Here is a 22,216-nt window from a genome sequence, read left to right as displayed (position 1 = left end):
GCGTGAACCGCACAGAAAGAGCCCCCTCATGTCTCCTGCGTCCGCCTCCCGCCGCCCCTGGCGCCTGTTCGCCCCGGCCCTCGCCCTGTCCCTGATGGGCGCCCTCGCGGCCTGCGGCGGCTCGTCCTCGGACGACTCCGCCGCCGCCGGCTCCTCGGCGAAGGCGGCCTCCGGCGCCTTCCCGGCCGAGGTCGCCACCAAGTTCGGCACCGTCACCATCGACGAACAGCCCAAGAGAGTGGTCGCCCTCGGCTGGGGCGACGCCGAGACCGCCCTCGCCCTGGGCGTGCAGCCGGTCGGCCAGAGCGACTGGCTGGCCTTCGGCGGCGACGGCGTCGGCCCGTGGGCGAAGGACCTGTACGACAAGAGCCCCGAGAAGATCGGCACCCTGGAGCCCGAGTACGAGAAGATCGCCGCCCTCAAGCCGGACCTGATCCTGGACACCAAGTCCAGCGGCGACCAGACCCGCTACGACACCCTCAGCAAGATCGCCCCGACCATCGGGGTGCCCAAGGGCGGTGAGCAGTACAAGATCGGCTGGGAGAAGCAGACCACGATGATCTCCCAGGCGCTCGGCGTCGCCGACAAGGGCAAGGAGCTGATCGCCGACACCCAGGACGAGTTCGCCGCCGCCGCGAAGGCGCACCCCGAGTTCAAGGGCAGGACGATCACGGTCGGCTCCCGCACCTCGGCCGGCTGGGGCGCCTACGTGCGCGGCACCGACCGGATCGGCTTCGTCGAGGAGCTGGGCTTCGAGAACAACCCGGAGGTCGAGGCGGAGGCCGGTGAGGGCTTCTCGGTGGCGGTCTCCGAGGAGAACCTCCAGATGCTCGACGCCGACCTGGTGGTCATGGCGCCCATCGGCATCGAGGCGTCCAAGATCTCCGGTGACGCGCTGTACAAGTCGCTGCCGGCGGTGAAGAAGGGCCACGACGTCGTCTTCGACGACACTGACATCAGCACCGCTTTCGCCACCAACTCCGTGCTGTCGGTGGGTTACGCGCTCGACAAGGTCGTCCCGCTGTTCGCCGACGCCCTGAAGTGACGGCTCAGAACGCGTAGCGCACCCGCAGCCAGGGCGCGCGGGCGGCGATCAGACCGCGCAGGGCCTCCACCGCCTCCGCCTTGGCCCGGCTGCGGTAACGGACGTTGAGTGCCCCGTTCTCGGAGCGCTTGGCCTGCTGGAGCTCCGGCCGCCACAGCACCTCCTCGGCCCGGGGGTGCCAGCCGAGGTTGACCTCGTGCAGGTCCCGGTTGTGCGTCAGCATGATCACCTCGGCGGCGGCCTGCCGCTTGACCCGTTCCGGCAGGACGTCGTCGAGGTGATCCAGCAGCTCGGCCCAGGCGTCCCGCCAGCCGGGCCGGAGCACCACGGGGGAGAGGTTGAAGTGCACCTCGTACCCGGCGTCCAGGAAGTCGGCCGCGGCGGCGATCCGCTCGGGCACCGGTGAGGTGCGCAGGTCCAGCAGCCGGGCGTCCTGCGGGGGCATCACCGAGAAACGGATCCGGGTCCGGCCGCGCGGGTCGAGGGCCAGCAGGTCGGGGTTGACGAACTTGGTCGCGAACGACGCCTTCGCGGTCGGCCACCGCCGGAACGCGTGGACCAGGTCCGCGGTGTTGTCGCTGATCAGCGCGTCCACCGAGCAGTCGCCGTTCTCGCCGATGTCGTACACCCACGCCGTCGCGTCGCACTGGTTCGGCTCGGGCTTCGGCCCCTGCCGGGCCACGTGCCGGCCGATGTGTCCGATGATCCGGTCGATGTTGGTGAAGACCGTGACCGGATTGGCGTAGCCCTTGCGCCGGGGCACGTAGCAGTAGGCGCAGGACATGGCGCAGCCGTTGGAGGCGCCGGGCGCGATCCAGTCGGCGGAGCGTCCGTTCGGGCGGGTGGTGAGCGTCTTGCGCTCGCCGAGCACCAGCGTCTCGCCCTTGACCCGGACCCAGCGCTCGACGTTCCCCTCGTTGCCGTGCAGCCCCGGGATGCCCCAGTGGGAGGCGACCTCGGTCAGCCGGGCGCCGGGGAAGCGGGCGAGGATCTGCCGGCCGCGCGGTGAGGCGGCCGCCGCGGGCTCGGCGTGGATCTCCCGGACGGGCAGCAGCCGGCGGGCCGTGGCCGAGTCACGGAAGGACGGACCCGTCCCGGCCGGCTCCGTCAGGGCGTCGAGCCCGAACAGCGTGCCGGGATCGTCGTCCGGGGCGGGGGACGGGGGGTGCATCGGTGCTCCGCGGTGTGGGGTATGTCCGTAAAGGACCGTTGTTCCACTGTACGGGCATCAGCGAGGGAGTAGTCCGCCACCGTGTTCCGGGCCCGGACGGGGGCATACGGGTGGCACGGCGCCGATCGGCGCCGTCCGACCAGAGGAGGCCCCCGTGCTCGCCATCGTCGCAGCGGTTCTGTTCCTCATCGCCTTTCTGATCAACGCGGCGGACATCTCGACCAACGACGTCTTCACGTCGGTCAACTTCATGCTCGTCGGGCTCGCCCTGCTGGCGCTGCACGTCGCGGGGATCGGCAGCGGCTGGGCGGCCCGGAGCCGCCGGCGCTGACGGTCAGGGCACGCGCGCGACCGCCGCGTAGATACCGCTCTCCTCCGGCTCGGGACGCTCCTGGTCCGGGCCGTACCACTCGGGCGCGGTGACCAGCCCCGGCTCGATCAGCTCCAGTCCGTCGAAGAACCGGGCGACCTCCGCCCGGGTGCGGAAGCCGAGGCGGATGCCGCCCTTCGCGTACTGCGCGATGACCTGTTCCGCCAGCTCGGGGAAGAGGTCGATCGCGGCGTGCGAGAGCACCAGGTGGCTGCCGGAGGGCAGGGTGTCGACCAGCCGCCGGACGATGCCGTGGGCGTCCTGGTCGTCGGGGATGAAGTGCATCAATGCGATCAGGGACAGGGTGATCGGCCGGTCGAAGTCGAGGACGGCCCGGGCGTGCTTCACGATCTCGTCCGGGTCGCGCACATCGGCCTGGATGTAGTCCGTGGCACCCTCGGGACGGCTCACCAGCAGCGCCTCGGCGTGCCGCAGCACGATCGGGTCGTTGTCGGCGTAGACCACCCGCGCCGTCGGCACCGTGCGCTGCACGATCTGGTGCAGGTTGGGCTCGGTGGGGATGCCCGTGCCGATGTCGAGGAACTGGTCGATCCCCTGGGCGGCGAGGTGGGCGACGGCGCGGTTCATGAACGCCCGGTTCTGCCGGGCCGCGTCGTGCGCCTCCGCCGGCAGGGTCCGGCCGACCGCCTCGTCGACGGGGTAGTTGTCCTTGCCGCCCAGCAGCCAGTCGTAGACACGCGCGGGATGGGCCTTGCTGGTGTCGATCTCCAGGGGCCGGGAACTGTCCGTCGTCATGGCACGCTCCGTCGTCCGTCGTCCGGGTGCGTCGGGACCGCACCTGGTGATCATCCTACTGTTGGGGGAAGGGGAGTCGGGACGCGCACGGGGCGGTCGAGCGGCAGGGTGCGCGGCGGGCGGTACGTCCATTCCCGGTCCGCGTCGGTGATCTCGCGCAGGACCCGCGCCGGGGTGCCGGCGACCACCGTCATGGGCGGTACGTGGGCCGTCACCACGCTGCCCGCGCCGACCACCGACCCCCGGCCGATGATGATGCCCGGCATGATCAGCGCCCCCGCGCCGATCCACACGTCGTCCTCGATGCGCACCGGCGCCGAGAACTGGGTGCCGTCCCGGCGCAGCTCCGGGTGGACCGGGTGACCGGTGGTGCTCACGGTGACGTGCGGGGCGAACATCACCCGGTCGCCGACGACCACCTCGACGTCGTCGACCAGGGTGAGGCCGAAGTTGGCGTACACGCCGTCGCCCAGGCGGACGTTGCCTCCGTAGGCCACGTGCAGCGGCGGCTCGATCCACACGCCCGTGCCGAGCGCGCCGAACAGCTCCGTCAGGAGCGCCGTACGGCCCGCCTCGTCGCGGGGAGCGGTCCGGTTGTAGGCGTCGGCCAGCTCCTTGCCGCGCAGCCGCTCCTCCGTCAGGCCCGGTACGCCGTCGGAGTACAGCTCCCGGGCCGCCATGCGCCGGCGTACGTCCTGTTCGCGCGGGTCGGGTGTCACAGGTCCTCCTGGGTCGGGTGCGGGTCCGCGCGCCCCCTGAGGGGAGCGCGCGGACGGCGGGTGCGGCTAGGCGTCGGGCTGCCGCAGTACGGCGACCTCGCGGGGGCCGAGGACGAGGGTGCCGTCGGCGCCGGTGGTGCCGGTGAGGATCTCGCCGGGCAGCTCCGGCACCGGCACCGTGTCGTCGGTGCGGTTGACCAGGAACAGGAACCGGGCGTCCGGGCCGCGCCGCACGGTCGCCTCGACGCGTCCGCGCAGCCCGGCGGGGAGGTCGCTCGCCACCCCGGCCGCCTCCAGCAGCCGGGGGAGCAGCTCGGTGAGCCCCGCGACGCCGAGCCGGGTGGAGACATAGGCGGCCGAACCGTCGCCGGCGGGCCGCCGGGTCACGGCCGGGCGCCCGGCGTGGTCACCCGTGCCGTAGCGGGCGAGCACCTCGGTCTCCTCGGCGGTGACGGTGATCCGGTCGGTCCACAGCGAACCGGTCAGTGTGCCGTCGTCGAGCCGCACCGTGTCGCCGTCGAGCAGCGGCCCGAACTCCTCGATGCGGATGCCGAGCAGTTCCCGCAGGGCGCCGGGGTAGCCGCCCAGCCAGACGTGGTCGTTCTCGTCGACGACACCGGAGAAGTACGTGGTGACCAGGTGGCCGCCCCGCTCGGTGTACCGGGTCAGCTCCTTGGCCAGGTCGGCGGGGACCAGGTGCAGTACCGGCGCGACGAGCACCTTGTGGCGGTTCAGCTCGGCGCCGGTGGTGACCAGGTCGGCCCGGACGCCGAGGGCCAGCAGCGCCGAGTACCAGTCCAGGGCCTCCTGGCGGTAGTCGAGCAGCGAGGTGGGGTGCGAGTCCTGCTCGCTCGCCCACCACGACTCCCAGTCGAAGAGGATGCCGACCTCGGCCGCCTCCCGCTCGCTGCCGGCGACCGGCGCCAGGGCCTTCAGGGTCTGCCCCAGGGACACCACCGCGCGGAACAGGTCGCTGTCCGGGCCGGCGTGCGGGACCATCGCCGAGTGGTACTTCTCGGCGCCCGCCGCCGACTGCCGCCACTGGAAGTAGCAGACGGCGTCTGCGCCGTGCGCCACGTGCAGCAGCGCGTCCCGGGCCAGCTCGCCCGGCCGCTTGGCCACGTTCACCGGCTGCCAGTTCACCGCGCTGGTGGAGTGCTCCATCAGGAACCACGGCCGCCCGCCGGCGATGCCGCTGGTGAGGTTGGCGGAGAAGGACAGCTCGTCGCGGTCCTGGGGACCGGGGTGCACGTAGTGGTCGTTGGAGACGAAGTCGATCTCCGGCGCCCAGTCGGCGTAGTTCATGCCCTTGGTGCCGCCCATCACCATGAAGTTGGTGGTGACCGGGATGTCCGGGGTGATCTCCCGCAGGATGTCGCGCTCGGCCCGCAGGTGGTCCTTGAGCGCGTCGGACGAGAACCGCTTGAAGTCCAGCTGCTGCGTCGGGTTGGGGTGGGAGCCGGCCAGCCGGGGCGGCAGGATCTGGTCCCAGTCGGTGTAGCGCTGGGACCAGAACGCGGTGCCCCAGGCGTGGTTGAGGGCGTCGAGGGAGGTGTACCGGGCGCGCAGCCAGGTGCGGAAGGCACGGGCCGCGTCGTCGGAGTAGTCGTACACGTTGTGGCAGCCCAGCTCGTTGGAGACGTGCCAGGCGACCAGCGCCGGGTGGGCGGCGTAACGCGTCGCCAGCTCGCGCACCAGGCGCAGCGCGTGCTCGCGGAACACCGGTGAGGTGGGCCGCCAGTGCTGCCGGGCCCCGGGCCACACCGTCTCGCCCCGGTCGGTGACCGGCAGGATCTCCGGCTGGGCGGTGGTCAGCCACGGCGGCGGGGAGGCGGTCGCGGTGGCCAGGTCGGCCCCGACGCCGTGCGCGTGCAGCAGATCCATGACCTCGTCGAGCCAGCCGAAGTCCCACTGGTCCGGGCCGGGTTGCAGCCGGGCCCAGGAGAAGATCCCCACCGAGACGACGTTGACGCCGGCCTCGCGCATCAGCCGGACGTCCTCGTCCCACACCTCGCGGGGCCACTGCTCGGGGTTGTAGTCGGCACCGAAGAGGAGGCGGGGGGTCCGGTCGTCGTCGTCCGGGCCGCCGGGGCGCGACAGGAGAGTGGAGATCATGGCGGTCCTTCCAGAGGTGCAGATGTGCGAAGGGGCGGCGCGGACTCGCCGCGCCGCCCCGGGAGTCGAGCTGTCGGGTCACTCGACGGTGAAGCCCTGCTCCTTGCCGTACTTGACCGAGGCGTCCTGCCAGGACTTCAGGGCGTCGCTCAGCTTGGTGTCGGAGACGTAGGCCTTGCCCACGGTGTCGTTGAAGATCGAGTTCGCGTACACCTGGAAGGGCAGGTACGACCAGTCGTCCGCGACGTCGGCCGCCGACTCGGCGAAGATCTTGTTGGCCTGCTGGCCGCCGAAGTACTCGAACTTGGTCTCCTGGAACGTCGAGGACTGCAGGTCCTCGGTGGTCGCCGGGAAGGCGCCCTCCTCCAGCCGGGACTGCACACCCTTGCCCGAGTTGGCGTACTCGACGAACGCGTAGGCCAGTTCCTCGTTCTTGCCCAGCTCCGGCAGGGCCAGCGAGCTGCCGCCGTTCTCCGCGCTCGACTTGCCGCCCTCCTTCCACTGCGGCAGCGGGGCGACCCGCCAGTCACCGGAGGCGTCCTTGGCGCCCGACTCCAGGTTGGCGGGCATCCAGGCGCCGGTGGCCAGGGAGGCGATGGTGCCGTCGGCCAGACCCTTGAACCACTCGTCGCTCCAGGCGGCGATGGGGGCGACCAGGTCGTCGTCGAGGAGCTTCTGCCAGGTGTCGCTGTAGGTGGTGGCGCCCTGGTCGGAGAAGTCGACCTTCACGTTGGTGCCGCCGGTCACCGAGTACGGGCGCGAACCGGCCTGCCACAGCAGGCTGGTGGTGGTGCCCGCGTCACCGGCGTCGGCGGTGATGTACGCCTTGGGGTCGGCGTCGTGCAGCTTCTTGGCGGCCTCGACGTACTCGTCCCAGGTGCTGGGCACCTCGATGCCGTACTTGTCGAAGACCTTCTTGTTGTAGAAGAGCGCCATCGGACCGGAGTCCATGGGCAGCGCGTACACCCCGTCGGTGCCCGACTGGACCGCGGACCACGGGCCGGGGGAGTAGTGCGCGGCGAGCTTGCCCGCGCCGAACTCGCTGAGGTCGGTCAGCCCCTTGGACAGCGCGTACTGGCCGATGGCGTAGTACTCGATCTGCGCGACGTCCGGGACGCCCTTCTTCGCCGATATGGCGTTCGACAGGGCGGTGTACTGGTCGGCGTTGGTGCCGGCGTTGACCAGGTTGACCTTGACCTTCGGGTGCGCCTTCTCGAAGTCCGCGGCCACCTTCTTCAGCGTGGGCTCCCACGCCCACACGGTGATCTCGCCGCCCTTCTCCAGAGCCGCCTTGATGTCGGACTCGGAGACCGACTTCCCGCTCGATTCTCCGTCGGAGTCACCGCAGGCGGTGGCTCCCAGCGCGAGAGCGCAGACGAGTCCGATGCTGCGCAGCAGTCGGCGCGAGTGCTTGTGCATGGTCGAGCTTCCACTTCCTTGTGGCCGGGTTCGGCCCTGTCGGGGGTGTGCAGAACGAGGAACATGCGTGGGGGGAGTTCGTGCTGGGGGGAGCTGCCGTCACTCCTTGACACTCCCGGCGGCGAGCCCGGACTGCCAGTACCTCTGGAGCAGCAGGAACGCGGCGACCAGGGGCACGATGGTGATCAGAGATCCGGTGATGACCAGGTTGAACACCACTTCGCCGCCGGCCGTTTGGGCTTGAGCGTTCCAGGCGTTCAGTCCCAAGGTCAGGGGGTACCAGTCCGGATCCTTGATCATGATCAGCGGCAGGAAGTAGTTGTTCCATGTCGCGACCATGGTGAACAGCAGGACCGTCACAATACCGGGAGCCAGCAGCGGCAGTGCAACCCGGAAGAAAGTTCGAGCCTCGCTCGCGCCGTCGATACGGGCGGCTTCCATCAGTTCGGTCGGTATGGCATCGGTGGCGAACACCCACATCAGGTACAGACCGAACGGCGAAATAAGTGACGGGATGATGACTGCCCAAGGGGTGTTGGTGAGCCCCATCTTGCTGAACATCAGGAAGGTGGGCACCGCCAGCGCCGTGGTCGGCACCGCGACCGCGCCGATCACTACGGCGAACACGGCCTTTTTTCCCGGGAACTGGTACTTGGCGAGGGCGTAGCCGCCGAGCACGGCGAGGAAGGTGGCGCCGCCCGCGCCCAGGACGACGTACATCAGGGTGTTCAGCAGCCAGCGGGTGAACACACCGTCGTCGTAGGTGAACGTGTCGGCGATGTTGCTCCACAGGGCGAAGTCGTCGTCGAACCACAGGCCGAACGAACCGCCCAGCCCCTCCTGGGTCTTGGTGGCGCTGATGAGCAGCCAGAGCAGGGGCACCAGGGCGTAGAGCAGCACCAGGCCGGTGAGGACGGTCAGCAGGACACTGCGCTTCGGCTTGCCGGGCGACGGCCGGCGGCGGTGGGAGCGCAGCCGCGGCGGCGCGGCGTGCGAACGGCCGGACGGGGCGGCGTGGTGACGGCCCGAGGCGGTGGTGACAGGACTGGTCATCGCTGCTTCACACTCCCTTGCGCGTGCCGCGCAGCTGGACGATGTAGGCGATGACCATGGTGATCAGCCCCATGATGATGGCGACCGCCGCGGAATAGTTCTGCTGCTGTCCGTTGAAGGACAGCGAGTACGTGTAGAAGTTCGGCGTGTAGTCGGTGGTGATGGCGTTCCTCGCCAGCGGCCGGATGATGCTCGGCTCGTTGAACAGCTGGAAGCTGCCGATGATGGAGAAGATCGTGGCGATCACCAGGGCGCCGCGGATCGCGGGGAGCTTGATGGCGGTGATGACCCGGAACTGCCCCGCGCCGTCGATCTGCGCCGCCTCGTACAGCGAGTTCGGGATCACCCGCAGCGCCGAGTAGAAGATCAGCATGTTGTAGCCGATGAACTCCCAGGTGACGATGTTGCCGATGGAGGCCAGCATCAGGTCGGCGCCGAGCGGGTCGGGCAGCGAGATGCCCAGGGCGTCGTTGATGTCACCGACCAGGCCGTAGCGGGTGCCGTACATGAACGACCACATCAGGGTGGCGACCACGGCGGGCACGGCGTACGGCAGGAAGATCGAGATCCGGAAGAAGTCCCGGCCGTACAGGCGCCCGCTGTCCAGGGCCAGGGCCACCAGCAGCGCGAGACCCAGCATGATCGGCACCTGCACGACCAGGAAGAGCGTGACGCGGCCGAGGGCGGACCAGAACCGGTCGTCGTCGAGGGCCTGTTGGTAGTTGTCCAGGCCGACGAAGGTGGTGCCGCCGATCAACTGCTCGCGGAACAGGCTCAGGTAGATCGAGTACGCGATCGGCGCGAGGAAGACCAGGGCGAACACGGCCACGAACGGGCCGATGAAGCCCCAGCCGGTCCAGGACCGGCGGTCCCGGCGCGCCTTGGGCGGTGCGGGACGCGGTCCGGAGGCCGCTGGGGGGTGCAGCGTCGTCATCTCGTTCCTTGCTGGGGTTCATATGCTGAACTCGCGATGTTTACGTAAACATCGACAGCGCGGAGACGGGCTGGGGTTGTTAGGTTTACGTGAACATCCGGTAGGCGGCATGTCTACCGTGCTCCGGTCAAGACGGTCAAGGGCCTCTCGGGCAGCGGCCCGTGCGAGCCCCGCACGAACAAGGAAAGGCGGCGGACGGCGAGTGGACATGGCTGAGCGAGCCACGACGAGCACGCCCGCACCGGCGGGATTCGCCGGAGCTTCCGGAACAGGCCCCCGGCGCAGGCGCGGCGGCCGGGCGCAGAACGCCTCCATGGCGGATGTGGCCAGGCTGGCGGGGGTTTCCTCGCAGACCGTCTCCCGGGTCTCCAACGGGTACGCAGGGGTGACCGAGGAGACCCGGCGGGCGGTGCGGGCGGCCATGAAGGAGCTCGGTTACCGGCCAAACAGCGCGGCCAGGGCGCTCAAGAGCGGTGAGTTCCGCACCATCGGAGTGATCACCTTCACACTGTCCACGACCGGCAACGTGCGCACCCTGGAGGCCATCGCCCAGTCCGCCGCGCACGAGGGGTACGCGGTGACCCTGCTGCCGGTCGCCGTGCCCACCCAGGACGAGGTGCGCGGGGCCTTCACCCGCCTGGAGGAACTCGCCGTCGACGCGGTGATCGTCATCATGGAGGTGCACCTGCTGGACGCGGCCACCGTCACCCTGCCGCCGCAGGTGCAGGTGGTGGTCGTGGACTCCGACGCCGGCGACCACTACACGGTCGTCGACACCGACCAGGCGGGCGGCACCCGCGCCGCCGTACGGCACCTGCTCGGCCTCGGCCACGAGACGGTGTGGCACCTGGCCGGGCCCGAGGACTCCTACGCCGCCCAGCGCCGCGCCGACGCCTGGCGCGCGACCCTCACCGAGGCGGGCCGCACCCCGCCGCCCCCGGTCCGCGGCGACTGGTCGGCCCAGTCCGGCTACCGGGCCGGGCTGGAGCTGGCGGCACGCGAGGAGTGCACCGCCGTCTTCGTCGCCAACGACCAGATGGCACTGGGGCTGCTGCGCGCCCTGCACGAGAGCGGGCGGCGGGTGCCCGAGGACGTGAGCGTCATCGGCTTCGACGACATCCCCGAGGCCGGTGTGTTCCTGCCGCCGCTGACCACCGTGCACCAGGACTTCGCCGAGGTGGGCCGGCTGTGCGTGGAGGCGGCGCTGCGCCAGATGCGCGAGGGCGCCCCCGAGCGGGGCACGACCCTGGTGCCGACCCGGCTGGTGGAACGGGCGAGCACGGCACCGCCGCGGGGCCGCTGACCGCCCGGTCCACGGGGGTGTGCTCGTGCCGTCCGGGACCGGGAGGCGCCGTGGTGTGCCCGGTTCACGGGCCGGTCATGGCCTCCGGATACGCGCCGTCGTGCCCGTGAGTCGCGGTCCGGGGAGCCCCCGGTTTACGGCCAACCGGTCACGGCAACCCGGGCACTCGCCGTCTCCGTCCGTGACCGGGAGGTTCCCATGGCCCACACCGCCGACCGAACGGCCCGCCGCGCCGCCCCCGTGGTGGTCGTGACCGGGGCCAGTGCGGGGGTCGGCCGGGCAACCGCCCGGGCCTTCGGGGCACGCGGCGCCTCCGTCGCCCTGCTGGCCCGCGGCCGCGAGGGCCTTCAGCGGGCGGCCGAGGAGGTGCGGGCGGCGGGCGGCCGGGCACTGCCGCTCGTCGTGGACGTCGCCGACGCGGCGGCCGTGGACGCCGCGTCGGGCCGGGTCGAGGACGAGCTGGGGCCGGTCGACGTGTGGGTGAACGCCGCCTTCACCACCGTGTTCGCGCCCGCCGACGAGGTACGGCCCGAGGAGCTGGCACGGGCCACCGAGGTGACGTACTTCGGCTTCGTGTACGGCACGCAGGCCGCGCTGCGCCGGATGCGGCCCCGCGACCGGGGCACGATCGTGCAGGTCGGCTCGGCGCTGGCGCAGCGCAGCGTGCCCCTCCAGTCGGTGTACTGCGGGGCCAAGCACGCCATCCAGGGCTTCACCGACTCCCTGCGGTGCGAGCTGCTGCACGACCGCAGCGGGGTGCGGGTCACCATGGTCCAGCTGCCCGGCCTGAACACCCCGCAGTTCAGCTGGGTCCTCACCAGGCTGCCCCGGCATCCCCGCCCGGTTGCCCCGGTGTACCAGCCCGAGGTGGCCGCCGAGGGCGTCCTGCACGCCGTGGACCACCCCGGGCGCCGGGAGCACTGGATCGGCGGCTCGACCGTCGCCACGCTGATCGGGCAGCGGATCGCCCCGGCGCTCCTCGACCGCTACCTGGCCCGCACCGGGTACGACTCCCAGCAGACCGGCGAACCGGTCGATCCGGCCCGCCGGCCGGTCAACCTGTTCGACCCCCCGGACGACACCGCGGGCACCGACTTCGGGGCGCGCGGCGCCTTCGACGACGAGGCCCACCCGCGCAGCCTGCAACTGTGGCTCTCCCGCCACCGGGGCGCCCTCGCCGTGGGCGCGGGCCTCGCCACGACGGCCGCGGCGGCGGTGACGGGCGGGGTGCGGCGGCGGTCTTGAGGACGGCACGGCGGGACATCGGCCCCCGCTCACGTCACTCACCGCCGAGAGGGTCCGTGTCCGTGTCGGCGGCGTCGCGTTCGCGGCGGGGCAGCCAGTGGTGTTCGTGGAACCAGCGGCCGGCGAGCGCGCCGCCGAAGACCACGAACCCCACCCCGATGAGCCAGGACTCCACCACGAGCACGGTGCCCACCGTGCCGTAGCTGATCGCGTTGTCCAGGATGAGCGGGGTGAACACCAGGTAGGAGAAGCCCCGCAGGCCGATCAGCCCCACCATCGTGGCGAGCGCCCCCGGGAACAGGTCCCGCCAGCGGACGGAACTGCCCAGCAGGAAGTGCTGGCCCCACCAGAAGAACAGCGTGCCGGTCACCGTGGACAGCACGATCCGCGCGGTGCCGTGCAGCCCGGTCCGGGTCTGCACCTCCTGGTAGAGGTACACGGTCAGCATCGCCACCCACGCCAGCTGGCGCCAGACCCGGTGCCAGGGGCCGGACGGCAGGCCCCAGATCCGTTCGTAGCCGTTCTGCACGCTCGCCGCGAAGGACACCCCGAACACAGCGAGCAGCAGACCACCCCAGATGCTGGTGGTGCCGATGATCTCGCGCGGCGGGCTGATGATCTCGGTCAGCACCCGCGCCGACCGCCCCGACAGCCCCATGCCGTCGGCCAGCCACGCCGCGAACCCGCCGCGCCCCAGCGGATCGGCGGCGGCCACCACGATCAGCAGCGGAGCCAGGGTGACCAGCGCGATCGTGGCGAAACCCATGGCCCGGTGCATCAGCTCCAGCTCCCGGGCCTGCCGGACGAGGGCGGTGGCGGCCAGCCTGTCCCACAGGGAGTGGAAAGGGCTCAGGAACCGGTTCACGGAAAGGCGCTCCTCCAAGCGGTCCTGAATCCTCGGTCCTCGGTCCTCGGCCGTCGGTCGTCGGCCTCGGTCGTCGGTCCGGTTCCCGGGACGGCTCGTGGGCGCGGCCGTCCGGACCGGGCCGATTGCACCAACCTAGCCCGGCGCCGGGCACCCCGCTCGCCGCGCGGGTGCGCCGGTGCGCCGCACGCCGTACCGGGGGCCGGACTCAGTCCAGGCGGCCCAGTTCGCACACGCGCCGGGCCACGTCCCGCAGCTTCACATTGTGGTCCTGGGAGTAGCGGCGCAGCACGCCGAACGCCTGCTCCTCGGTGAGCCGGTGACTGCCCATCAGGATGCCCATCGCCTCACCGATGGTGTGCCGGGTGTCGATCGCCTGCTGCATCTGGGCGTGGCTGCGGGCGCTGGAGAACGCCACCGCGGCGTGCGAGGCCAGCAGCCAGCCCGCCGTCTCGCTGGCCTCGGTGAAGGCGCCGGGCCGGCGGGAGTAGAAGTCCAGCGCTCCCAGCTCCTCGTCGTCCGTGTACAGCAGGATGCCCATCATGCTGCCCAGGCCCAGCTCGCGCGCGGCGGGCACGTAGGCGGGCCAGCGCTCCGGCTCGTCGTTGAAGTCGGTGATCCGGAAGCCCCGCTCGTCGGCGACGGAGCGGGCGATGTCGAAGCAGGGGCCCTCGGCGAGGCGCTCCTGGAGCCGGTCGCTGTCGACCACGACCTGGTCGGTCGGCGCGACCGACCGCACCCGGCCCGCCTGCACGATGAGGATGCCGGCGGCTTCGCAGCCCTCGACCAGCTCGGTGGCCGCGTGGGTGATCCGTCCCAGGGTGTCGTCCACCGTTTCCTGGGCCAGCAGATCCCGCGCCAGCAGCGCCATCCGCTCCCCGAACTCACGCCAGTCCACCGTGCCCGCCTTCCGCCGTACCGGTCCTCCCGGCACCCAGCATGCCGGGACCCGACCGGGTACGCCTGCCCGGAAACGGGACGGGCAACGGGACGGGCAGGCTCAGACCTCGCCGTCCACCGAGGCGCGCAGCCGGGCGCTGGCCATGCGCATGTGTTCCGCCATGGCCCGGTCGGCGGCCTCCGGGTCGCGGGCGCGGATCGCCTCCAGTACCGCGTCGTGCTCGCACAGCGTGCCGCTGACCGTGCCCTCGATGTCGCTGACCCGCTCCATCCAGACCTGGAGCAGGGCCCGGATGCTGTGCAGGATGTCGCTCAGGACGCTGTTGCGGGCGATGCGGGCGCACTCCAGGTGGAAGGCGATGTCCGCGTCGATGAACGCCGTGACGTCGCCGCGCGCCTCCCGCATGCGCTGGAGGTGCTCCTCCAGCAGGGCGATGTCGTCGTCGGTGGCCCGCTCGGCGGCCAGCCGGGCGGAGACGCCTTCCATGTAGGTGCGTACCTCGACCAGGTCCTGGGTGCGCCGCTGGCCCAGCATCAGCCCCCAGTTGATCGCCCGGGGCAGGAACTCGGAGGTGCCCTCGCGCACGTACGAGCCGGAACCGGGCCGGATCTCGATGATGCCGAGCACGTCCAGCGCGGACAGTGCCCCGCGCACGCTGGAGCGCGCGACCCCGAGCGCCTCGGCCAGCTGCCGCTCGGCGGGCAGCCGGGTACCGGGCTTGATGTGTCCGGCCGAGAGGTGGTCGAGGAGCCGCTTGGCGACCTCGCTGACAGAGGACTCGCGCACCACGGGGCGCAGCAGCCGCGCCAGGTCGGGAGCGGCGTCCGGAGACTGCTGATCAGGCTGACTGGTCACGGTCACCAGTCAACCAGATGCCGCCGCACCCGCTTTGACCAGCCGGTTCATCGGCCGGATGGGTGAGGTTTGTCAAGAGTTGGGCCGTTCGGAAATCTATGACGGTCACCACACTGGTAAATTGGTGACCAATTTAGATCGGCGGCATAGCGTGAGAGCGATCCGGTCGGCCGCCTCGACGGCGCCACCGGCGTGAGCCATCCCGGACGGAGCTGTCCGGGCGAGCCGAGGAGTCGCCATGGGTGCCGACGCGCCAGCCGCGGCAGTCGAGAGAACTGCCATCAAGAAGGTCTCGGTACGCCTCGTGCCGTTCGTGGCCCTGATGTTCTTCGTGAACTATCTGGACCGCACGGCCGTCTCGTTCGCCGAACCGAACGGAATGGGCCAGGACCTGGCCCTGACCGCCGCCCAGTTCGGATTCGCCTCAGGGATCTTCTTCCTCGGCTACATCGTCCTGGAAGTCCCCAGCAACATGGCCCTGCACCGCTTCGGAGCCCGTCGCTGGCTGGCCCGGATCATGGTGACCTGGGGCATCGTCTCCCTGCTGTTCACCTGGGTGAGCAGCAGCGGTCAGCTCTACACGCTGCGCTTCCTGCTCGGTGTCGCCGAGGCCGGGTTCTTCCCCGGCGCGATCCTGTTCCTCAGCCAGTGGGTGCCCTCCCGCCACCGCACCAAGATCCTCGGCCTGTTCTACCTCGCGCAGCCGCTGACCACGGTCTTCGGTGCCCCGCTGGCGGGCTGGCTCATCGGCCACCACGGCCTGTTCGGCCTTGAGGGCTGGCGCGTGATGTTCCTCTTCGTGTCGGTCCCCGCCATCCTGCTGGGCGTCATCGCCTGGTTCTACCTGATCGACAAGCCCGCCGACGCCAAGTGGCTGACGCCGGCCGAGAAGGACTGGCTGACCCGGGAACTCGCCGCGGAGAACGCCCAGAAGACCGGCCACGAGGGCAGCCACGCCAAGGGCGATCTCAAGCGCGCCTTCACCAGCGGCCGCGTCTGGACCCTGGCCGTCGTCTACTTCGGCTTCGTCTACGGCCTGTACGCCCTCGCCTTCTTCCTGCCGACGATCATCAATGGCTTCCAGGAGCAGTACGACACCACGTTCAGCGTGATGGACAAGGCATGGATCACCGCGATCCCCTATCTGCCGGCCGCGATCGTGCTGTTCTTCTGGACCCGGCACGCCACCAAGCACGGCACCCGCACCTGGCACGTGGCCGGCCCCGCGGTCGTCGGCGGTCTCTCCATCCCCGTCGCCCTCTACATGGGCTCACCCACCGCCACGGTCGCCGTGATCACCGTGACCGCGTGCGCCATCTTCGCCGCCCTGCCCGTCTTCTGGTCGGTGCCCTCCCGGTTCCTCACCGGGGCCGCCGCCGCGGCCGGCATCGCCCTGATCAACACGGCCGGCAACATCGCCGGGTTCGCCTCCAGCTACATCACCGGCTGGCTCAAGGACTGGACCGGCGCCTACTACGTACCGCTCTACCTGGTCGGCTTCTTCATGCTGCTGTCCGCCGCCTTGATGATCTGGCTCTCCAGCCGCCACCGCACCGACGAACCGGCCCCCGACCCCGAGCACCAGAGCATGGAGGCCCTTCGATGACCCGCCTGTTCAACGACCCCGCCGCCTTCGCCGACGAGGCCCTGGAGGGCTTCGCCGCCGCCCACCGGCGCTGGGTACGGCCCGTCACCGGCGGCGTCGTCCGCGCCGGGGGCACCCCCGAGGGCCAGGTCGCCGTGGTCATCGGCGGCGGCTCGGGCCACTACCCCGCCTTCTCCGGCCTGGTCGGCCGGGGCCTGGCGCACGGCGCCGCGGTCGGCAACGTCTTCGCCTCGCCCTCCGCCGCCCAGATCCGCTCGGTCGCCCGCGCCGCGCACGGCGGCGCCGGTGTGCTGCTGATGTACGGCAACTACGCCGGAGACGTCCTGCACTTCGGCCAGGCCGCCGAACGGCTGACCGCCGACGGCATCGAGACGTACACCTTCGCCGTCACCGACGACGTGGCCAGCGCCGGCCCCGGCGAGGCGGACAAGCGCCGCGGCATCGCCGGTGACCTGCCCGTCTTCAAGGCGGCGGCGGTCGCGGCCGAGCGGGGCCTGCCGCTGAAGGAGGTGCTCGACGTCGCCGCACACGCCGGTGCCCGCACCCGCTCCTTCGGCATCGCCTTCTCCGGCTGCACCCTCCCCGGCGCCGACCACCCCCTGTTCACCGTTGCCGAGGCCAGGATGGCCGTCGGCCTCGGCATCCACGGCGAGCCCGGCATCGGCGAGGAGAAGCTGCCCACCGCCGACGAGGCGGCCCAGCTCCTGGTCTCCACCCTGCTCAAGGAACTCCCCGAGGACGTCGCCGGGCCCTCCGGACAGCGCGCCGCGGTGATCCTCAACGGCCTCGGCTCCGTCAAGTACGAGGAACTGTTCGTCGTCTACCGCAAGGCCGCCGCCCTCCTGGCGGAAGCCGGCGTCGAGACGATCGACCCCGAGGTCGGTGAACTCGTCACCAGCTTCGACATGGCCGGTGTCTCCCTCACCCTCACCTGGCTGGACGACCTCCTCGAAGACCTGTGGCGGGCCCCCGCCGACACCCCCGCCTACCGCAAGGGCGCCCTCGACGCGCCCGAGGCGCCCGCCGCCCGGGCCGTGACCGCCGCCGAGACCGACGACCAGAGCATCCCCGCCGCCTCCGACGCCTCCCGCGACGCCGCCGCCACCGTCCTGGCCGCCCTGGAGGCGGTGGCCGCCACCGTCGACACCCACGTCGACGAACTCGGCCGGATCGACGCGGTGGCCGGCGACGGCGACCACGGCATCGGCATGCGGCGCGGCTCCACCGCCGCCCGCGAGGCCGCCCGCGCCGCCCACGAGCTGGGCGCCGGCGCCGCCACCGTCCTCACCCACGCCGCCGACGCCTGGGCCGACAAGGCGGGCGGCACCTCCGGCGCCCTGTGGGGCACCATCCTGCGCTCCGTCGCCACCGCTCTCGGCGACCAGGAGGCCCCGACCGCCGCCCGGGTCGCCGAAGGCGTCGCGGAAGCCTCCGCCGCCGTACAGCGGCTCGGCGGCGCCGAGGTCGGGGACAAGACCATGGTCGACGTGCTCGTGCCCTTCGCCGGCACCCTCACCGAGGCCGTGGCCGCGGGCGGCGCGCTCACCGCGTCCTGGGACCGGGCCGCCACCGCCGCCGCCCGGGCCGCCGCCGCCACCGCGGACCTGCTGCCCCGCAAGGGCCGGGCCCGCCCGCACGCCGAGAAGTCCCTCGGCACCCCGGACGCCGGGGCCCACTCCCTCGCCCTCATCACCCGCGCCGTGCACGGCGTGCTGATCGACCACCACTGAGGAAGACGGTCATGACTGACAAGCTCCGTATCGTCGTCGGCTGCGACGACGCCGGTTACCAGTACAAGGAAGCCCTCAAGCGGGACCTGGCCAACAGCGACCTGGTCGCCTCCGTCACCGACGTCGGTGTCGACGCCGACGGGCACACCGCCTACCCCAAGGTCGCCATAGCCGCCGCCGAGCTGGTCGCCCGCGGCGAGGCGGACCGCGCGCTGCTGGTGTGCGGCACCGGCCTGGGCGTCGCCATCGCCGCCAACAAGGTCAAGGGCATCCGCGCCGTCACCGCCCACGACTCCTTCTCCGTGGAGCGCGCGATCCTCTCCAACAACGCCCAGGTGCTGACCTTCGGCCAGCGCGTCGTCGGCCTGGAACTGGCCCGCCGCCTGGCCAAGGAGTGGCTCACCTACCGCTTCGACGAGACCTCGGCCTCCGCGGCGAAGGTCCAGCTGATGTGCGACTACGAAGACGGCGCCGAGGCGGCCGCCTGATGTCCGGCCCCGCACAGCCCCCCGTCCTGCTGGGGGTGAGCCTGAAGATGTACTTCGGCCACCACCAGACCCTCAACTGGGCGCGCAAGGTCGCCGATCTGGCCCAGCGGCACCCCGCGGTCACCTCCGGCGCCGCCCGCCTGTTCGTCCTCCCGGCCTTCCCGGCCATCGTCCCGGCCGCCGGCATCCTCACGCCCTACGGCATCGAGGTGGGCGCCCAGGACCTGGCCACCGAGGACTCGGGCCCGTACACCGGCGAGGTCGGCGGCCCCTTCCTGAAGGAGATCGGCTGCCGCTACGCCGAGGTCGGCCACGCCGAGCGCCGCCGCCTGTACGGCGAGGGCGACACGGTCGTCGCCGCCAAGACGGCCGCCGCCCTGCGCAACGGCCTCACCCCGGTGCTGTGCGTCGGCGAACGCGACCAGGTCTCCCCGGCCGAGGCCGCGCGGCGCACGGTCGCCGAGGCCGAGCGCCTGCTGCACGGCCTCGACGGCGCCGTGGTCCTCGCCTACGAGCCCCAGTGGGCCATCGGCGCCCCCGAGCCCGCCGCCACGGAGCACATCGCCGTCGTCTGCACCGCACTGCGTCAGTGGCTCGACAGCCACCCCCAGCACGCCGGTTCGACGGTCGTCTACGGCGGCAGCGCCGGCCCCGGCCTGCTCACCCGCCTGTCCGGCACCGCCGAGGGCCTCTTCCTCGGCCGCTTCGCGCACGACCCGGCAGGCGTCGAGGCGGTCCTAGACGAGATCCGCACCCCGGTGGGGGTGGCCTGATGGCCCACGGCATCAGCACCTACGCCTACTTCTGGCGGATCTCCGCCCGCGCGCCGCGGCCGATGACCCTCACCGAGCTGCTCACCGACACCGCGCGCCTCGGCGGCCGGGTCTTCCAGATCTGCGACTACGCGCCGATCGAGTCCTACGACGCCGCCCAGCTCGCCGACGTCCGCGCCACCGCCCGTGACCTGGGCCTGGAACTGGAACTCGGCACCCGCGGCGTCGGCCCGGACCAGCTGCGCAGGTACCTCGACATGGCCGCCGAACTGGATGTCACGTTCGTCCGCTCCATGCTCAACACCGTCGACCACCGGCCCACGCCGGACGAGGCCGTCGCCCTCCTGAAGGAGACCGTGCCCGCCTACGCCGACGCCGGGGTGACCCTGGGCCTGGAGACCTACGAGCAGGTCTCCACCGGCGACCTGGTGTCCGTCGTCCGCGGCGTCGGCAGCGACCACCTCGGTGTCGTCCTCGACCCGGGCAACAGCGTCGCCCGGCTGGAACGCCCCGTCGACGTGGTGGCCGCCGCCGCGCCGTACACGGTCAACATCCACGTCAAGGACTTCGCCTTCACCCGCCGCGACGGCTGGGTCGGCTTCACCTACGCCGGCTGCCCGCTCGGCGAGGGCCTCCTCGACTACGACGGCATGATCGCCGCCGTCCGGGAAGCCCGCGGCGAGCGCCCCGTCAACCAGATCGTGGAGCACTGGCTCCCGTGGCAGGACGAGGGCTTCGACGCCACCGCCCGGCTCGAACACCAGTGGACGCAGCACAGCATCGACACCCTTCTGAGGAGCGAGTAATGGCCACCGAGATCCAGACCGATGTGACGACCGTCGCCGTCATCGGGGCCGCCGGCAAGATGGGCCAGCGTGTCTCCGACAACCTGGTCGAGAGCGACTTCCGGGTGCTCTTCAGCGAGGCGTCCCCCAAGGGCCAGGAGCTGATCCGCGGCCTCGGCCGCGAGCTGACCGAGTCCGCCGACGCCGCGGCCCAGGCCGACGTCGTCATCCTCGCCGTGCCGGACGTCGTCCTCGGCAAGGTCTCCGAGGAACTGGTGCCGCTGATGAAGCCCGGCACCGTCGTCCTCACCCTCGACCCGGCCGCCGCCTACGCGGGCCTGCTCTTCGAGCGCGACGGCATCCACTACGCCTGCGCCCACCCCTGCCACCCGTCGGTGTTCCTGGAGCGCACCACCAAGGAGGAGTGGCAGGACACCTTCGGCGGCATCGCCGCCCCGCAGGAGGTCGTCGCCGCGTACGAGGGCGGCGACGAGGCCAAGCAGAAGCTGGCCGACTCCGTCATCCGCGTGATGTACGCGCCCGTGGTCGACGTCCACTGGGTCACCGTCAAGCAGCTCGCGGTGCTGGAGCCGACCCTGGTGGAGACCATCGCCTGCATGATCGGCGCCCTGCTGACCGAGGCCCTGCACGAGACCGTGCACACCGTCGGCGTCCCGGAGAAGGCCGCCCGCGCGATGCTCCTCGGCCACACCCAGGTCGCCCTCGCCAACACCCTCAAGGGCTCCAACCCGTTCTCCGACGCCTGCCTGATCGCCATGGACTACGGCCGTGAGTCCATCGTGCGCGAGGACTGGAAGAAGGTCTTCGACGACGAGGAGCTGGACAAGGTGATCACGCGCATGCTGAAGATCAAGGAGATCAAGCGCTGACCCCTCGCCGGGCGTGGACACGGCCCGGCCCCGCCGCCCACGGGGGACGGCGGGGCCGGGCCGTTGCCGTACCGGACACCGGGACCGGGGTCAGGCCGTGCGCCGCTCGCGGAACGCCCAGTCCATCCCCGGTTCCATCACACACCGGAAGACCCGCCGCACCGGCGCGGTGCACAGCAGGGTGACGACCACCGCGGCCACCACCGTGACGACGATCTCCCCGACGGGCTCACCCGTCCAGGAGACGTGGCTCCAGTGCCAGTGGTTGGCGGCCTGGATGACGAAACCGTGCAGCAGATAGCCGTACAGTGTGCCCGAACCCAGCGCCGTGAACCAGGTCCGGCGGCCCGGCACCCAGGCCAGGAAGCAGGCGACCAGGGTCAGCGAGCAGCCGAAGATCGCCAGCGTCATCAGCGGCCCGTACCAGGCCGGTACGTCCATCTGCTCGGCACTGGCCCGGTGGAAGAACCACCCGTAGTCGAACCGGGGCACCAGCCAGTACGCCAGCGCGACGGCACAGGCGAAGACCGGCACGGCCGCGACGCGCGCCGCCCGGCGGCGGACCATCCGGAAGTGCTCCGGCTTCAGACACAGGCCCAGCACGAAGTACGGCAGGAACTGCAGCGCCCGTTGCAGATCGAGGTCGTCCCCGATGTCCGGCGAGAGGCTCGCGAGCATCGCGACGGCCAGCGCGATCGGCAGCGGCCACCGCACGCCGCGCCAGAACGGCGTGGTCAGCCGCCAGATGAACAGTGCCGCCAGGAACCAGGTCAGGTAGAGCGGGTCCAGCAGACTGACCGCCCGGTCCGGTTCGCCGTCGCTCCACCGGGTGAAGAAGGTGTACGCCGTCTCGAAGACGACGTACGGCACGACGACCCCGGTGAACAGCCGCTTGATCCGCCCGGGGCTCGCGTCGAAGTTCCGGGAGAAGTACCCGGAGATGACGATGAACGCCGGCATGTGGAAGGCGTAGACGACTGTGTACAGGGCGGTGACGGCGCGGCTGCCGTCGCGCAGCGGCTCCCACGCGTGCCCCACCGCCACCAGCACGATCGCCAGGTACTTGGCGTTGTCGAAGAACGCGTCCCGCTGTCCGGCGGGCCCGGCCGGCGTGCTCGCGGCGGGGCGCGGTGCGGCTTCGGCGACCTGCGCGGTCGATATGGCCTCCGTCACACCGCCCCCACCGCGTCACA

Annotated in this window: 21 protein-coding genes; 10 read left to right on the top strand and 11 right to left on the bottom strand. The window is 71.5% G+C overall.

Features of this window, described 5'->3' with window-relative positions; all coding sequences use genetic code 11:
- Window positions 1-28 precede the first annotated feature (28 nt).
- Entirely contained in the window at window positions 29-1,045 is a 1,017-nt protein-coding gene (locus tag ACZ3IG_RS29415; protein WP_467435837.1) for an iron-siderophore ABC transporter substrate-binding protein, read from the top strand.
- 4 nt (window positions 1,046-1,049) lie between these two features.
- On the opposite strand, the gene ACZ3IG_RS29410 is transcribed toward ACZ3IG_RS29415, so the two are convergent.
- A complete protein-coding gene (locus ACZ3IG_RS29410; protein ID WP_467435836.1) occupies window positions 1,050-2,216 on the bottom strand; it encodes a spore photoproduct lyase family protein in 1,167 nt (388 codons plus the stop codon).
- A gap of 154 nt (window positions 2,217-2,370) precedes the next feature.
- On the opposite strand from ACZ3IG_RS29410, the gene ACZ3IG_RS29405 reads away from it, so the two are divergent.
- The gene (locus ACZ3IG_RS29405) at window positions 2,371-2,547 is read left to right on the top strand and encodes a hypothetical protein (RefSeq protein ID WP_403539451.1); all 177 of its coding nucleotides are present in this window, start codon (window positions 2,371-2,373) and stop codon (window positions 2,545-2,547) included.
- 3 nt (window positions 2,548-2,550) lie between these two features.
- Here ACZ3IG_RS29405 and ACZ3IG_RS29400 read toward each other — a convergent pair whose 3' ends face one another.
- The 6 genes from ACZ3IG_RS29400 to ACZ3IG_RS29375 all read right to left on the bottom strand — a co-directional run bounded on the left by ACZ3IG_RS29400 (window position 2,551) and on the right by ACZ3IG_RS29375 (window position 9,582).
- Window positions 2,551-3,342: an SAM-dependent methyltransferase gene (locus ACZ3IG_RS29400; protein ID WP_467435835.1), complete on the bottom strand. Its 792-nt coding sequence runs from the start codon at window positions 3,340-3,342 to the stop codon at window positions 2,551-2,553.
- A gap of 50 nt (window positions 3,343-3,392) precedes the next feature.
- Window positions 3,393-4,061: a sugar O-acetyltransferase gene (locus ACZ3IG_RS29395; protein WP_467435834.1), complete on the bottom strand. Its 669-nt coding sequence runs from the start codon at window positions 4,059-4,061 to the stop codon at window positions 3,393-3,395.
- 66 nt (window positions 4,062-4,127) lie between these two features.
- Window positions 4,128-6,176, bottom strand: coding sequence for a beta-galactosidase (locus ACZ3IG_RS29390; RefSeq protein ID WP_467435832.1), 2,049 nt, complete (start codon window positions 6,174-6,176; stop codon window positions 4,128-4,130).
- Window positions 6,177-6,254: 78 nt separating this feature from the next.
- On the bottom strand, window positions 6,255-7,595 hold the full coding sequence (locus ACZ3IG_RS29385; protein ID WP_467435831.1) for an ABC transporter substrate-binding protein: 1,341 nt from the start codon (window positions 7,593-7,595) through the stop codon (window positions 6,255-6,257).
- Between the two features lie 99 nt (window positions 7,596-7,694).
- Window positions 7,695-8,648 carry a carbohydrate ABC transporter permease gene (locus tag ACZ3IG_RS29380; protein ID WP_467435830.1) on the bottom strand — a complete coding sequence of 318 codons (954 nt, stop codon included), beginning with the start codon at window positions 8,646-8,648 and terminating at the stop codon, window positions 7,695-7,697.
- A gap of 7 nt (window positions 8,649-8,655) precedes the next feature.
- Window positions 8,656-9,582 (bottom strand): carbohydrate ABC transporter permease, encoded by a 927-nt coding sequence (locus tag ACZ3IG_RS29375; RefSeq protein WP_467435828.1) that lies wholly within the window; start codon window positions 9,580-9,582, stop codon window positions 8,656-8,658.
- 313 nt (window positions 9,583-9,895) lie between these two features.
- Between ACZ3IG_RS29375 and ACZ3IG_RS29370 the strand changes: the two genes are divergently transcribed.
- A complete protein-coding gene (locus tag ACZ3IG_RS29370) occupies window positions 9,896-10,885 on the top strand; it encodes a LacI family DNA-binding transcriptional regulator (RefSeq protein WP_467435827.1) in 990 nt (329 codons plus the stop codon).
- A gap of 198 nt (window positions 10,886-11,083) precedes the next feature.
- A complete protein-coding gene (locus tag ACZ3IG_RS29365) occupies window positions 11,084-12,130 on the top strand; it encodes an SDR family oxidoreductase (RefSeq protein ID WP_467435826.1) in 1,047 nt (348 codons plus the stop codon).
- 34 nt (window positions 12,131-12,164) lie between these two features.
- Here ACZ3IG_RS29365 and ACZ3IG_RS29360 read toward each other — a convergent pair whose 3' ends face one another.
- The 3 genes from ACZ3IG_RS29360 to ACZ3IG_RS29350 all read right to left on the bottom strand — a co-directional run bounded on the left by ACZ3IG_RS29360 (window position 12,165) and on the right by ACZ3IG_RS29350 (window position 14,757).
- On the bottom strand, window positions 12,165-12,995 hold the full coding sequence (locus ACZ3IG_RS29360; protein WP_467435825.1) for a ribonuclease BN: 831 nt from the start codon (window positions 12,993-12,995) through the stop codon (window positions 12,165-12,167).
- Between the two features lie 208 nt (window positions 12,996-13,203).
- Window positions 13,204-13,866: a GAF and ANTAR domain-containing protein gene (locus ACZ3IG_RS29355; protein WP_467435948.1), complete on the bottom strand. Its 663-nt coding sequence runs from the start codon at window positions 13,864-13,866 to the stop codon at window positions 13,204-13,206.
- A gap of 129 nt (window positions 13,867-13,995) precedes the next feature.
- Window positions 13,996-14,757 carry a FadR/GntR family transcriptional regulator gene (locus ACZ3IG_RS29350; protein ID WP_467435824.1) on the bottom strand — a complete coding sequence of 254 codons (762 nt, stop codon included), beginning with the start codon at window positions 14,755-14,757 and terminating at the stop codon, window positions 13,996-13,998.
- A gap of 232 nt (window positions 14,758-14,989) precedes the next feature.
- On the opposite strand from ACZ3IG_RS29350, the gene ACZ3IG_RS29345 reads away from it, so the two are divergent.
- From ACZ3IG_RS29345 to ACZ3IG_RS29320, 6 genes are read left to right on the top strand one after another with little or no spacing between them, the layout of a single operon-like run.
- The gene (locus ACZ3IG_RS29345) at window positions 14,990-16,357 is read left to right on the top strand and encodes an MFS transporter (protein WP_467435822.1); all 1,368 of its coding nucleotides are present in this window, start codon (window positions 14,990-14,992) and stop codon (window positions 16,355-16,357) included.
- The gene (locus ACZ3IG_RS29340; RefSeq protein WP_467435821.1) at window positions 16,354-18,087 is read left to right on the top strand and encodes a dihydroxyacetone kinase family protein; all 1,734 of its coding nucleotides are present in this window, start codon (window positions 16,354-16,356) and stop codon (window positions 18,085-18,087) included. The genes ACZ3IG_RS29345 and ACZ3IG_RS29340 overlap by 4 nt, the downstream gene beginning before the upstream one ends.
- A gap of 11 nt (window positions 18,088-18,098) precedes the next feature.
- Window positions 18,099-18,575, top strand: a complete 477-nt coding sequence (locus ACZ3IG_RS29335; protein WP_467435819.1) for a ribose-5-phosphate isomerase — start codon at window positions 18,099-18,101, stop codon at window positions 18,573-18,575.
- On the top strand, window positions 18,575-19,348 hold the full coding sequence (locus ACZ3IG_RS29330) for a triose-phosphate isomerase (RefSeq protein ID WP_467435818.1): 774 nt from the start codon (window positions 18,575-18,577) through the stop codon (window positions 19,346-19,348). Before ACZ3IG_RS29335 ends, ACZ3IG_RS29330 begins: the two co-directional genes overlap by 1 nt.
- Window positions 19,348-20,154, top strand: coding sequence for a sugar phosphate isomerase/epimerase family protein (locus ACZ3IG_RS29325; RefSeq protein WP_467435816.1), 807 nt, complete (start codon window positions 19,348-19,350; stop codon window positions 20,152-20,154). The genes ACZ3IG_RS29330 and ACZ3IG_RS29325 overlap by 1 nt, the downstream gene beginning before the upstream one ends.
- Window positions 20,154-21,023, top strand: a complete 870-nt coding sequence (locus ACZ3IG_RS29320) for a phosphogluconate dehydrogenase C-terminal domain-containing protein (RefSeq protein WP_467435815.1) — start codon at window positions 20,154-20,156, stop codon at window positions 21,021-21,023. The genes ACZ3IG_RS29325 and ACZ3IG_RS29320 overlap by 1 nt, the downstream gene beginning before the upstream one ends.
- Window positions 21,024-21,113: 90 nt before the next feature.
- Here ACZ3IG_RS29320 and ACZ3IG_RS29315 read toward each other — a convergent pair whose 3' ends face one another.
- Window positions 21,114-22,184, bottom strand: a complete 1,071-nt coding sequence (locus ACZ3IG_RS29315; RefSeq protein ID WP_467435947.1) for an acyltransferase family protein — start codon at window positions 22,182-22,184, stop codon at window positions 21,114-21,116.
- Between the last annotated feature and the right edge of the window lie 32 nt (window positions 22,185-22,216).

The sequence above is a fragment of the Streptomyces sp. NPDC016677 genome (assembly GCF_055562815.1).
This window is presented reverse-complemented; position numbering and strand designations above follow the sequence as displayed.